Annotated in this window: 13 protein-coding genes and 1 tRNA gene; 10 read left to right on the forward strand and 4 right to left on the reverse strand. The window is 72.0% G+C overall.

The features are described from left to right. The first annotated feature begins 7 nt into the window (after positions 1-7). From AC2EAQ_RS05940 to AC2EAQ_RS05950, 3 genes are read left to right on the forward strand one after another with little or no spacing between them, the layout of a single operon-like run. A complete protein-coding gene (locus AC2EAQ_RS05940) occupies positions 8-751 on the forward strand; it encodes a GGDEF domain-containing protein (protein ID WP_484640902.1) in 744 nt (247 codons plus the stop codon). Then, complete coding sequence (locus AC2EAQ_RS05945) at positions 748-1560, forward strand: MinD/ParA family protein (RefSeq protein ID WP_484640903.1); 813 nt, start codon at positions 748-750, stop codon at positions 1558-1560. The genes AC2EAQ_RS05940 and AC2EAQ_RS05945 overlap by 4 nt, the downstream gene beginning before the upstream one ends. Then, the gene (locus AC2EAQ_RS05950; protein WP_484640905.1) at positions 1553-1951 is read left to right on the forward strand and encodes a group II truncated hemoglobin; all 399 of its coding nucleotides are present in this window, start codon (positions 1553-1555) and stop codon (positions 1949-1951) included. The genes AC2EAQ_RS05945 and AC2EAQ_RS05950 overlap by 8 nt, the downstream gene beginning before the upstream one ends. Before the next feature lie 23 nt (positions 1952-1974). On the opposite strand, the gene AC2EAQ_RS05955 is transcribed toward AC2EAQ_RS05950, so the two are convergent. Continuing rightward, on the reverse strand, positions 1975-2616 hold the full coding sequence (locus AC2EAQ_RS05955; RefSeq protein ID WP_484640906.1) for a Smr/MutS family protein: 642 nt from the start codon (positions 2614-2616) through the stop codon (positions 1975-1977). Beyond that, on the reverse strand, positions 2613-3281 hold the full coding sequence (radC, locus tag AC2EAQ_RS05960; RefSeq protein WP_484641179.1) for a RadC family protein: 669 nt from the start codon (positions 3279-3281) through the stop codon (positions 2613-2615). The genes AC2EAQ_RS05955 and radC overlap by 4 nt, the downstream gene beginning before the upstream one ends. Before the next feature lie 108 nt (positions 3282-3389). Between radC and AC2EAQ_RS05965 the strand changes: the two genes are divergently transcribed. From AC2EAQ_RS05965 to AC2EAQ_RS05995, 7 genes are all read left to right on the forward strand, one after another. After that, positions 3390-3833 carry an FKBP-type peptidyl-prolyl cis-trans isomerase gene (locus AC2EAQ_RS05965; RefSeq protein WP_484640907.1) on the forward strand — a complete coding sequence of 148 codons (444 nt, stop codon included), beginning with the start codon at positions 3390-3392 and terminating at the stop codon, positions 3831-3833. Between the two features lie 2 nt (positions 3834-3835). Further along, positions 3836-4810 carry a 4-hydroxy-3-methylbut-2-enyl diphosphate reductase gene (gene ispH / locus AC2EAQ_RS05970; protein ID WP_484640908.1) on the forward strand — a complete coding sequence of 325 codons (975 nt, stop codon included), beginning with the start codon at positions 3836-3838 and terminating at the stop codon, positions 4808-4810. 40 nt (positions 4811-4850) lie between these two features. After that, entirely contained in the window at positions 4851-6146 is a 1296-nt protein-coding gene (gene serS / locus AC2EAQ_RS05975; RefSeq protein ID WP_484640909.1) for a serine--tRNA ligase, read from the forward strand. Positions 6147-6212: 66 nt separating this feature from the next. After that, positions 6213-6303 (forward strand) — tRNA-Ser (locus tag AC2EAQ_RS05980). A 130-nt stretch (positions 6304-6433) separates the two neighbouring features. Further along, positions 6434-7303 (forward strand): NAD(P)-dependent oxidoreductase, encoded by an 870-nt coding sequence (locus tag AC2EAQ_RS05985; protein ID WP_484640911.1) that lies wholly within the window; start codon positions 6434-6436, stop codon positions 7301-7303. Positions 7304-7448: 145 nt separating this feature from the next. Continuing rightward, entirely contained in the window at positions 7449-8246 is a 798-nt protein-coding gene (locus tag AC2EAQ_RS05990) for a substrate-binding periplasmic protein (protein ID WP_484640913.1), read from the forward strand. Next, positions 8243-10417, forward strand: coding sequence for a sensor domain-containing diguanylate cyclase (locus AC2EAQ_RS05995; RefSeq protein ID WP_484640914.1), 2175 nt, complete (start codon positions 8243-8245; stop codon positions 10415-10417). The genes AC2EAQ_RS05990 and AC2EAQ_RS05995 overlap by 4 nt, the downstream gene beginning before the upstream one ends. 34 nt (positions 10418-10451) lie before the next feature. Here AC2EAQ_RS05995 and AC2EAQ_RS06000 read toward each other — a convergent pair whose 3' ends face one another. Next, entirely contained in the window at positions 10452-11420 is a 969-nt protein-coding gene (locus AC2EAQ_RS06000) for a Bug family tripartite tricarboxylate transporter substrate binding protein (RefSeq protein WP_484641181.1), read from the reverse strand. A 52-nt stretch (positions 11421-11472) separates the two neighbouring features. After that, positions 11473-12411, reverse strand: a complete 939-nt coding sequence (locus AC2EAQ_RS06005) for a dihydrodipicolinate synthase family protein (protein ID WP_484640915.1) — start codon at positions 12409-12411, stop codon at positions 11473-11475. Positions 12412-12502: the final 91 nt, after the last annotated feature.

Raw genomic sequence — 12502 nt, forward strand, 5'->3', positions numbered from 1 at the left:
GACCCCCGTGCCCACCCCGCCCGCGCCTGCCGCCGCGCCTGCGTTGCGCGTGGAGTCGGCGCTCGCATTGCTGGCGCATGCCGGCCAGGAGCCGCCGCGCGGCGAACCCGGCAGCGCAGCCTGGCTGCAGGGCCTGATCGACGGGCTGTGCGAACTGTCCAGCCGCGACGCCCTCACCGGGCTGACCAACCGGCGCCAGTTCGAGTCGGTGCTGGCGCGCGAGCTCGACCGCGTGGCCCGTGCCGGCGAGCCCGCGCTGCTGCTGCTGCTGGACATCGACCACTTCAAGCGCATCAACGACACCCACGGCCATGGCGCCGGCGACCTGGTGCTCAAGGCCGTGGCCGACACGCTGATGCAGTGCGTGCGCCCGATGGACACGGTGGCACGCATCGGCGGCGAGGAGTTCGCCGTGGCGCTGCCGAACTGCCCGCCGGCCTTCGGCCCGACGGTGGCCGAGCGCATGCGCGCGCGCATCGAACAGTGCCGCATTCCGGTCGGCCTGGCCGAACCGCTGTCGGTGACCGTGAGCCTGGGCGGCGCCTTCGCGCCGCAATGGGTGCGTTCCAGCCTCAAGCTCTGGCTCGAGCGCGCCGACAAACAGCTCTACCGCGCCAAGGCCGGCGGACGCAACCGGGCCGAGTTCGAGCCCGCGGTGGTGTCCCAGGTCAGCGCCGAGGAAAAGGGGCTGCTGTTCGCAGGCACCCACGACGACGGCGACGACGCGCCCCGACAAGGCCCCCATCCATGACCACCGACGCCGCCCCGACCCCCGCGCCCGGCGAGCCGGCGCCGCGTCGCGCCCGCATCACCGCCATCACCAGCGGCAAGGGCGGCGTGGGCAAGACCTTCATCGCGGCCAACCTGGCGGCCGCCCTGGCGGCACGCGGCGAGCGCGTGCTCGTGCTCGACGCCGACCTCGGCCTGGCCAACCTGGACGTGGTGCTGAACCTGGCGCCCAAGGTCACGCTGCACGACGTGTTCACCGGGCAGAAGTCGCTCGACGACGCGCTCACCGAGGTGTCCACCGGGTTCTGGGTCCTGCTGGCCGGGTCCGGACTGGTGGAGTACTCGCGCCTGACGCCCGAGGTGCGCGACCGCCTGGTCGAAACGCTCGAGGCCGTGGCGCCGCGCTTCGACCGGATCCTGCTCGACACCGGTGCCGGCATCTCGGACGTGGTGCTCTACACCGTGTCGCTGGCCGACGAGGTGCTGATCGTCGCCACGCCCGAGCCGACCTCGCTGACCGACGCCTACGCCACCATCAAGGTGCTGGCCAGCACGCAGGGGCGCCGCGCCATCCGGCTCGTGGTGAACCAGAAGCCGGCCTCGAGCGACGGCCGCACCGTGCGCGCCCAGCTGCAGCAGGTGATCGACCGCTACGTCAGCCCCACGCTGGACGCACCCGTGGTGCTGGACCTGGTGGGCGAAGTGCCGTCCGACCCGGCCGTGCGCGACGCGGTGCGCCGGCGCCAGCTGCTGCGCGAGTGCTACCCCGGCTCGCCGGCGGCCATGGCGCTGTCCGCCCTGGCGGCGCGCATGGTGCTCGGCCATGGCTGAGGCCACGCCGGCCACCAGCGCGTTCGACGCGCTGGGCGGCGAGCCCGCCGTGCGCGCGCTGGTGGACCGTTTCTACGACCTGATGGACCTGGAGCCGGCGTACGCGGGCATCCGCCGGCTGCACCCGGCCGACCTGGGCGGCTCGCGCGACAAGCTGCACTGGTTCCTGTGCGGCTGGCTCGGCGGGCCGGACCTGTACGTGCAGCGCTTCGGCCACCCACGGCTGCGCGCGCGCCACCTGCCCTATGCGATCGGCCTGGCCGAGCGCGACCAGTGGCTGGCGTGCATGGCACAGGCCATGGGCGATCAGGGCGTCGACACCACGCTGGCGCAGCGGCTGGCCGGCGCGTTCTTCAACACCGCCGACTGGATGCGCAACAAGGGCGGCTGAACGCCGTCGCGTGCGTCGGGCGCTCAGTCGCCGCGCAGCAGCACCAGCAGCGCGCCATGGCCGCCGTCGGCGGCGCTGGCCTGGGCGAAGGCGATCACCTCCTGCTTCTGCACCAGCCACGAGCGCACCTTGCCCTTGAGCACGGGTTCGCGCCCCGGCGAGCCGTTGCCCTTGCCATGCACCACGCGCACGCAGCGCAGGCCGTCGCGCCCGGCCTGGCGGATGAAGCGCGCCAGCGCCTCGCGCGCGGCGTCGCGGGTCAGGCCATGCAGGTCCACCTGGCGCTGGATGCTCCACTGCCCGCGGCGCAGCCGCGCCAGCACATCGGGCCCGATGCCCTCGCGAGTGAAGCCCAGGCCGTCGTCGGTGTCGAGCAGCGTGCCCGGGTCGAACTCGTCGGACAGCGACTCGGCCAGCACGCGGGCCTCGTCGGCCTCGCGCTGGCGCGGCCGGGGCTCGGGCGACTCGGGCTTGCGCTCGGCCCGCACCGTGCCGCGCACCGGCTTCACGGGGCCCACCGCGCGCGCGAACTGCGTGCGCTCGGCCTGCTCGCGCCGCGCGCGCTCGGCCGCTTCGGCCTCCCGGCGGGCCTGCTCGCGCGCCTGCTCGGCGAGGCGGCGGCGCACGGCCTCGAGCTGGGCGCGCAGGTCGGCGGCGTCGCTCACAGCAGCCCCCGCTCGGCGAACGACACCGCGGCACCGCGCGCGACGATCACGTGGTCCAGCACCCGCACGTCCACCAGCGCCAGCGCCTGCTTCAGCGTGGCGGTGAGCAGTTCGTCGGCACGCGACGGTTCGGCCACGCCGCTGGGGTGGTTGTGCGCCAGCACCACCGCCGCCGCATTGAGCGCCAGCGCGCGGCGCACCACCTCGCGTGGGTGCACGCTGGTCTGCGCCAGCGTGCCGCGGAACAGCACCTCGAACGCGACGAACCGATGCTGCGCGTCGACGAACAGCACGCCGAACACCTCGTGGTCGAGCGCGGCCAACTGCAGCGACAGGTAGTCCTTCACCGCCTGCGGATGCTCGAAGGCCGGCTGCGCCGCCAGCCGCTGCGCCAGCACGCGGCGCGACACCTCCAGCACCGCGGCCAGTTCGGCGCGCTTGGCCGGGCCCAGCCCGCGCACGCGCTCCAGCCCCGTGCCGCCGCCGGCCATCAACCCGGACAGGCCGCCGAAGCGGTCCAGCAGCGACTGCGCCAGCTGCAGCACGCCCTGCCCCGCCGTGCCGGTGCGCAGCAGCAGCGCCAGCAGCTCGGCGTCGGCCAGCGCGGCCGGGCCGCGCGCGAGCAGCTTCTCGCGCGGGCGCGCGTCGGGGGGCAGTTGCTTCAGGACGTTCAAGGATTCCGCCGTCGGTGCCGGTGCGGCGCCCGCGCGTCGCCGGACGCGGGCCGCCTCGTAAAATCGCCGGTCCAGTCTATTCGCAGGCCGCTGCCGCCCATGACCACCGTCCAGCAAGGGTCGTTTCTGACCCTTCATTACCGCCTTGCCGGCCCTGACGGGGGCGTGGTCATCGACACCTTCGACGACAAACCGGCCACGCTGTCGCTGGGCACCGGCGAACTGGCCCCGGCGATGGAAGCGCGCCTGCTCGGCCTGGCCGAGGGCGAACGCCAGTCCTTCGAGCTGGCCGCCGGCGAAGCCTTCGGCCCGCGCAACCCCGACCTGCTCCAGCGCGTGAAGCTGTCGCTGCTGCACGAGCTGGGCGACCCCGACCAGGCCTACCGCCTGGGCGACGTGGTGCAGTTCCCCACCCCCGACGGCCAGGGCCGCTACGCCGGCATCGTGCGCGAGGTGGGCCCGGACTGGCTGCTGTTCGACTTCAACCACCCGCTGGCAGGCCAGCCCGTGCGCTTCGACGTGCACGTGATCGGAGTGCTCTAGCCATGCAGGAAATCATCCTGGCCGAACCGCGCGGCTTCTGTGCCGGCGTCGACCGCGCCATCGAGATCGTCGAGCGCGCGCTGATCAAGTACGGCGCGCCGATCTACGTGCGCCACGAGATCGTGCACAACACCTATGTGGTGAACGACCTGCGTGCCAAGGGCGCCATCTTCATCGAGGACCTGAGCGAGGTGCCGCCCGGCGCCACGCTGGTGTTCAGCGCCCACGGCGTGAGCCAGGCCGTGCGCCAGGAAGCCGAGCGCCGCGGCTTTTCCATCTTCGACGCCACCTGCCCGCTGGTGACCAAGGTGCACGTGGAAGTGGCCAAGCTGCACAAGGAAGGCTACGAATTCCTGATGATCGGCCACAAGGGCCACCCCGAGGTGGAAGGCACGATGGGCCAGCTGTACGACGGCATCTACCTCGTGGAGGACGCCGAGGACGTGCTCACCGCGCCGGTGAAGAACCCCGACCGGCTGGCCGTGGTGACGCAGACCACGCTGTCGGTGGACGACGCCGCGCAGGTGCTGGCCGCCGTGAAGCGGCGCTTTCCCAACGTGCGCGAGCCCAAGCGCCAGGACATCTGCTACGCCACCCAGAACCGGCAGGACGCCGTGAAGGTGCTCACGCCGCAGGTGGACGTCGTCATCGTCGTGGGCAGCCCCACGTCGAGCAACAGCAACCGCCTGCGCGAACTGGCCGGCCGGCTGGGCAAGCCCGCCTACATGATCGACGACGCCAGCGGGCTGGACCCGGCCTGGTTCGAGGGCGCGCAGCGCGTGGGCCTGACCGCCGGCGCGTCGGCGCCCGACGTGCTGGTGCAGCAGGTGATCGCGCGGCTGCGCGAGCTGGGCGCCGTGGCGGTGCGCAAGCTCGACGGCGTGCAGGAGACCGTGCATTTCCCGCTGCCCAAGGGCCTGGGCGACAAGTCGATGGCCGAGGTGGCCGCGTCGCGATCCGGGGGCGAACAGCCCTGACCCGCCGCCCCGCCCGCCTCCACTGAATCAACGCCACACCATGCTCGACATCACCCTGCTGCGCCGCGACCTCGACGGCGTGATCGCCCGCCTTGAAGCACGCAAGACGCCCCAGCCCTTCCTGGACCGCGAGCGCTTCGCCGCGCTCGAGGCCGAGCGCAAGCGCATCCAGACCCGCACCGAAGACCTGCAGGCGCGACGCAACGCGCTGAGCAAGCAGATCGGGCAACTCAAGGCCAAGGGCGGCGACACCGCCGCGCTGATGGCCGAGGTGCAGGGCCTGGCCGACGAGCTGGCTGCCAGCGCGAAGCGCAACGACGAGCTGCAGGCCGAGATCGCCGACCTGATGATGCGTCTGCCCAACCTGCCGCAGCCCGGCGTGCCGGTGGGCGAGGACGAGAAGGGCAACGTCGAGGTGCGCCGCTGGGGCACGCCACCCGCCTTTGCGTTCACGCCGCGCGACCACGCCGACGTGGGCCCCGCGCTGGGCGTGGACTTCGACACCGGCGCGCTGCTGTCGGGCGCGCGCTTCACCTTCCTGCGCGGGCCGGCCGCGCGCCTGCACCGCGCGCTGGCACAGCTGATGCTGGACGTGCAGACGCAGGAGCACGGCTACACCGAGTGCTACACGCCCTACATCGTCAACCGCGAGATCCTCGAAGGCACCGGCCAGCTGCCCAAGTTCAAGGACGACATGTTCTGGGTCTCGCGCGGCGGCGACGACGAGCGCACCGAGCAGTACCTCATCAGCACCAGCGAGATCTCGCTGACCAACACCGTGCGCGGGCAGATCCTCGACGCGGCGCAGCTGCCGCTGAAGCTCACCGCGCACAGCCCCTGCTTCCGCTCGGAAGCCGGCAGCGGCGGGCGCGACGTGCGCGGCATGATCCGCCAGCACCAGTTCGACAAGGTCGAGATGGTGCAGATCACCACGCCCGAGCAGAGCGATGCGGCGCTGGAGCAGATGGTCGGCCACGCCGAGGCGATCCTGCGCAAGCTGGAGCTGCCCTACCGGGTGGTGCAGCTGTGCACCGGCGACATGGGCTTCGGCTCGGCGCGCACCTACGACCTGGAGGTCTGGCTGCCCGGCCAGGGCGCCTACCGCGAGATCAGCTCGTGCAGCAACTGCGAGGCGTTCCAGGCGCGCCGCATGCAGGCGCGCTTCCGCAACGCGCAGGGCAAGACCGAGCTGGTGCACACGCTCAACGGGTCGGGCCTGGCCGTGGGCCGCGCCATGGTGGCAGTGATCGAGAACCACCAGCAGGCCGACGGCAGCGTGCGCGTGCCGGCCGCGCTGCGCCCCTACCTGGGCGGCGCCGAAGTGCTGCGCCCCTGAGCCCGCCCGGCCGGGTGGCCGCCGTCGGCTAGAATCCCGGCCTTCTCGCAAGAGAGACCACGCGCAGGAAAGGTGGCAGAGTGGTCGAATGCGCCGGACTCGAAATCCGGTTCACGGGTCTCCCGTGACGAGGGTTCGAATCCCTCCCTTTCCGCCAACGCGCAATGAAACACGGGCCCTTCGGGCCCGTTTCTCGTTGTGCCCCTGCCGGGCATGATGTCGAACCCGCGGGCCATCGCCACGCGCGACGCGCCTGCCCCGACCCCCACCCCGACCCAGGAGACACGATGAAGATCGGCATGGCAGGCATCGGCATGATGGGCCACGGCATCGCCAGCAACCTCGTCGCGAAGGGCCACGAGCTGACGCTGCTGGAGCACCCGGGCAACCAGCCGCTCGACGCGCTGAAGGCCGCGGGCGCGACCAGCGTGCCGCGCGCCGACACACTGGCCGCGCGGGTGGACTTGGTGATCCTGGTGGTGACCGGCTCGCCCCAGGTCGAGTCGGTGCTCACCGGGCCGGCCGGGGTGCTGCAGGGCCTGCGCCCGGGCAGCGTGGTCATCGACTGCTCGACCGCCATCCCGTCGTCCACCCTGCGCATGGCGCAGGCGGTGCAGCAGGCCGGCTCGCGCTTCCTGGACGCACCGATGACGCGCACGCCCAAGGAGGCTGCCGAAGGGCGCCTGAACCTGCTGGTCGGCGGCGACGCCGCGCTGCTGGAGCAGGTGCGTCCGGTGCTGGCCTGCTTTGCCGAGAACATCACGCACGTGGGCCCGGTGGGCGCCGGCCACGGCATGAAGTTGCTGCACAACTACGTGTCGCTGGGCATGGTCACCCTGCTGGCCGAGGCCGCCGCGTGCGCGGGCAAGGTCGGGGTGTCCGCCGAGTCCTTCGTCGACGTGCTGTCCAAGGGCGGCGGCGGCGGGATCGCGCTGGAGCGCATCAGGCCCTACCTGCTCGCCCGCGACACCGGCGGGCTGCGCTTCTCGATCGCCAACGCCTGCAAGGACCTCGGCTACTACCATCAGATGGCGGCCGATGCCCAGGCGCATTGCGGGGTGGCCGACGCCGTGCTGGGCACGCTGGAGGCCGCGCGCGGCCGCGCCGGCCCCGACGCCCTGGTGCCGGAGCTGGTGACGCTTCTGACGCAGGGCTGAGCGTCCTTCGCTGTCGCGCTGGCGGCACGGCCCGCCGCAGCGGCCGTTTCTGAGGGGTTTTCCAGGGTCAGTTCCACGGCACGCCGCGCGCGCACCTGCGCAGAATCGTCCGGTCGGCATCGACACCACCGCCACGGGGACAACAATGAAAAGGGCCTGGGTTCGCGTCGGTCTCGCAGCAGTGCTGCTGGCCTGGGTTGCGCCGATGGTCCGCGCGCAGGCGGCCTGCCCGCGCGTCGTGCTGTCGGCCAACCCGGACTACCCGCCCTATCACTGGGCCGAGGGTGAACGCCTTGTCGGCGCCAGCATCGCCCTCACCGGTCGCATCCTCGACGAACTGGGCGTGCCCTGGGAGGCGCGCTACGTCGGCCCCTGGCCACGCGTGCTCAAGTCCGCCGAGCACGGGCAGATCGATCTCATCGTCAGCCTCAAGCCCACGCCCGAGCGCGAGGCCTATCTCGTGTTCACCCCCTCGGCGGCGTTCCCCAACCCGATGGCGGTGTTCGCCGCCAAGGCCCGGCCGGTGCGGTTCGACAGCCCGCGCGACCTCGTGGGCAAACGCGGCGGGCGCACCGCGGGCGACCGCTTTGGCGACGCCTTCGACCGCATCGCCGCGGAGCAGCTGACGCTGGAGGACGCCGACAGCCTGAGCGTCAACTTCCACAAGCTGTCCGCCGGACGGATCGACTACGTGGTCACCGGCCTGTACACCGGCCGCGCGCAGCTGGCCCAGCTCGGCCTCACGGACCAGATCATCGCCCTGCCCCGGCCCGTGAACCAGGGCGACATCCACCACGGCTTCTCGCGGCGCAGCCCCTGCGCGGCCCTGGTCGACGCCGTGGACGCGCGCCTGGACGCAGCGCGCCGCAGCGGCCTGGCGCAACGCCTGCTCGAGGACGCTCTGGTGCAGTGGCAGCGTCGCAGCACGCCGGCCGGACGATGATGCGCGCGTGGCCGGGGATCGGTCGGCTCGCGCTGCGGCAGGCCCTGCTGGCAGCCCTGCTCGGCGTGGTCCTGGGGGCGGTGTTCAGCGTGCTGCAGGTGCGCCACGACCACGTAGAGTCGGTCGAGGCCGAGCGGCGCGAGATCGTCCAGATGATGGCCGTGATGCGCGAACCGGCGGCGCAGGCCGGCTACAACCTCAACGCGCAGGCGGCCACGGTGATCGTGAAGGGCGCGCTGTCGTATGTGCCTGTGCAGGAGGCGACGCTGCGCAGCGACTTCGGTGAGATCCTGGCCCAGGCCCGCAACGACAAGCTGCCGGCCGACCCGGACGCGTGGTGGTCACGTTTCGTGCCACCGACGCAGGAGTACACGCTGCCGCTGCACTACGGGCCGGCGGGCAAGCCGGTGGGCGAGCTGAAGGTCGTGACCGACCAGGCGCCCCGCGTCGAACGCTTCCTGGCCAATGCCTGGCACGACGTCGGCCTGACATTGCTGCGCAGCGTCATCGTGGCGCTGGCGCTGGGCGCCCTGTCGTTCGTGACGCTGACGCGGCCGTTGACGTCGATCGCGCGCCGCATCGGCAACGGGCCTGCCGCACCAGGCACCCGCCCGATCGCGGAGGCGACGCGTGACGACGAGATCGGGCAGATCGCGCAGGCCTTCGAACGCTACGAGCGCGAGGCGGACGACCGCGCCCGCAGCCTGCAATCGTCGGCTCGCGCGCTGGCCGCCAGCGAGGTGCGCTACCGGCGCATCGTCGAGACCGCCGGCGAAGGCGTCTGGCAGGTCGACGAGTCGGGGCATACGACCCTGGCCAACGACGCCATGGCGCGCATGCTCGGCACCACCGCACCACTGCTCATCGGGCGGTCGATGTTCGAGTTCATCGACCCGGCGGACCGGCCCGGGGCGAAGGCCCTGCTTGAGCGGCGCAACGGGCGCGACAGCGAGCGCCACGAGATCCGCTTCCTGCGTGCCGACGGACGCGAGCTCTGGGCCGAGGTGTCCACCTGCCCGATCGCGGACGCCGAAGGGCGCGCGTCGGGCACGCTGGCGATGGTGACCGACGCCACCGAACGCCGCCGACGCGACGAGGAGCTGCGCGCGACCAACGCGCGACTGACCGCCATGGTGACCGACCTCGAACAGCACAAGTCCGACATGGCCTGCATCGCCGAACTCAACGAGCTGCTGCAGTCGGCCCGCACCGAGGCCGAGGCCTTCGACGTGATCCGTGCGGCCGCGTCGCGGCTGTTCGCCGATTGCGACGGCGGCTTCGCCGTCTCCGGCAGCGGCGACGAGATGGTCATCGTCGGCACCTGGGGCCAGGCGGCCTGCGTGCCGCAGACCTACAGCCGAAGCACCTGCTGGGCCGTTCGGCGAGGTGGCCCTCACCTGCAGTCGGCGCATCACGGCATCCACTGCAGCCATCAGGCGCCGGGGCACAGCGGCGAGATGCTGTGCACGCCACTGTATGTGGACGGGCGCCTGATCGGCGTGCTGCACGTGCTGCACCAGGGCCCCGGCGTCGACTTCGACGGTGCCGTGAGGCAGCGCTCGGAGATCTTCGGCGAGGTGGTCAAGCTCGGGCTGTCCAACCTGCGCCTGCGCGAGACGCTGCGAGAGCAGGCGCTGCGCGACGTGCTGACCGGCCTGCCGAACCGCCGCCTGTTCGAGGAGACGCTGCCGCGCGAGCTGGCGCGCTGCCTGCGCGCAGGCGAGCCCCTCACCGTGGCCATCGTCGACGTGGACCACTTCAAGCGCTTCAACGACCGCTTCGGCCACGACGCCGGCGACCGCGTGCTGCGCACGGTGGCGCAGGGCCTGGTGCAGGCGATCCGATCCAGCGACATGGCCAGCCGCTACGGCGGCGACGAGTTCATGTGCCTGCTGCCGGGCATGACCGCCGCCGACGCGCGGGTGCGCTTCGAGCTCGCGCTGACCCGCGTGTCGGCCGGGGCCGGCGATTCGGTGCTGCAGGACGAACCGATCACCTTCACGGTCGGGCTGGCCTGCGCCCCCGACTGCGGCAGCGACGCCTCGACGCTCGTCCGCGCGGCCGACGCCGCCCTGTATGCCGCCAAGGACAAGGGCCGCAACTGCGTCGAGGTGGCGCCGCCGTCAGCGAGACCAGGGCGAGCTCTGCTCTCGTCCAGAAGGGCGGACTGAGCCGCGGCGGACCCAGCCCGCCCGCCGGGACGCGTCACTGCTCCGGCTTGAACCCGGCGCTCTTGAGCAGCTCGGCGCTCTGCGCCACGTCGGCCGCGATGAACTTGCGGAACTGCTCGGGACTTTCTGTCACGGCGTCCACGCCGATCTTGGCGAACGCGCCGGACCGCGAAAGCTCCGTCACCGCCTGATTGATCGCCGCGTTGAGCGCGGTCACGCGGTCGGCCGCCGTGCCCTTGGGCGCCCACACGCCGTACCAGGACGCGTAGCCGTAGTTCGCGATGCCGCTCTCGTGCACGGTGGGCACCTCGGGCGCCAACGCGCTGCGCTGCATCGACGTGATGGCGACCGGCTTGACCTTGCCCGCCTTGGCCAGCGGCAGCAACGAGATCATCGAGTCGAGCAGCATGTTGACGTGCCCGCCGGCCACGTCGGTCAGCGCCGGCTGGGTGCCCTTGTAGGGCACATAGGTCAGGCGGACCTTGCCCTGCTGCGCCAGCAGCAGCGTGGCCAGGTGGCTGGGTGCGCCGGCCGCGGGAATCGCTGCGGTGAACTGGCCGTCGCCCTTGCGCGCGGCCGCCAGCACGTCGGCCAGTCGGGCGGCACCAGACTGCGCCGGCACCACCAGCATCAAGGGCGCCTCGCCCACACGCGCCACGGCCACGAAGTCGGCCTGCGGATCGTAGGGCGGGCTGGTCAGCACCTGGTTGGCCAGCACATGCGTGGCGGCCGAGAACAGCAGCGTGTAGCCGTCGGCCGCCGCGGTCTGCACGAACTTGCCGCCGATCGTGCCGCTGGCACCGGCCTTGTTGTCGACCACGACCGACATGCCGAGCTGCTTGCGCAGCTGTTCAGCCAGCAGGCGGGCCGCGCTGTCCACGCCGCCGCCGGCGGCGAACGGCACCACCAGCCGCAGCGTCTGGTCGCGCTCCGGGAATCGGCCCGCCTGCGCCCAGGCCGGCGCCGCCCAGGTCAGCAGCGCCATCGTCAGCCATCCAAGCATCTTCATGTCGTCTCCTACTTGTATTGGAAGAAGGTGAACGCTGCGCCGGCGGTCAGCGCACGCGGCCCAGGCCGGCCGACGCCATCGCCTCGGCGATCTCGCGGTCTGCGCCTTCGGCCAGCGGCAGCAGCGGCGAGCGCACCGTGGCGTGCTCGAGGATGCCGCGATGCACCAGCGCCCACTTCAGCGCCACCGAGCCTTCCATGTGCGAGCCGCGGTGGTAGACGTTGGCGGTCACCGGCAGCAGGCGGTCGTGCAACTCGCGCGCCTTTTTGTAGTCCTTCGCCTTGCCGGCGGCGATCATCTCCACCAGCGGCTCGGGCGCGATGCAGCCATAGCCCACCAGCGCGCCGTCGACGTCGAACATCGTGTGCAGCAGGTACTCGTCGTGGCAGGTCAGCACCTGCAGGTTCGGGCGCTCCTTGCGGATGACGGGGATCTCGCGGTCCCAGCGCTTCATGTTGCGCACGCCGTTCTTCATCGCGAACACTCCGGGCAACGCCGCGATGTCGAGCTGCGTCTCGAGGTCGTAGGTGCACTTGGTGGCGTCGGGGTACTGGAACAGGATCAGCGGCAGGCCGCTGGCGTCGTGGATGGCCTTGTACTTGTCCTGCGGCGCGCCCTTCTGGTAGCCGAAGCGCAGCCAGCCGTGCGACGGGTAGACCAGGCCGGCCTTCGCACCGGCCTGCACCGCGCGCCGCGCCTCCTCGGCGGCGACCTTGGTGCCTTCGAGCGTGATGCCCGCGATGATCGGGATGCGGTCGCCCACCGACTCGCGGAAGGCCTCGATCACCTTGAACTGCTCGTCGCGCTCGAGGAAGGTGCCCTCGCCGGCGTGGCCGAGCACGGTCAGGCTCTTGACGCCGGGCACGCTGGACAGCCAGCGACCCAGCCGCTGGATTGCCGGGTAGTCGACGGCGCCGTCGCGGGTGAACGGGGTGACCGGCGCCGGGTTCAGGCCGCGCAGGTCGAGGGCGGTGGAAGCAGTCATGGGCGTCTCCGTGCAAGGGTGCGTCGAGGCCGACGCGGTGGGGATGGACGCACTCTAGAAAGCCCTGAGGTCTGCGCATAGATAGACTTCG

The sequence above is a fragment of the Aquabacterium sp. T101 genome (assembly GCF_057219775.1).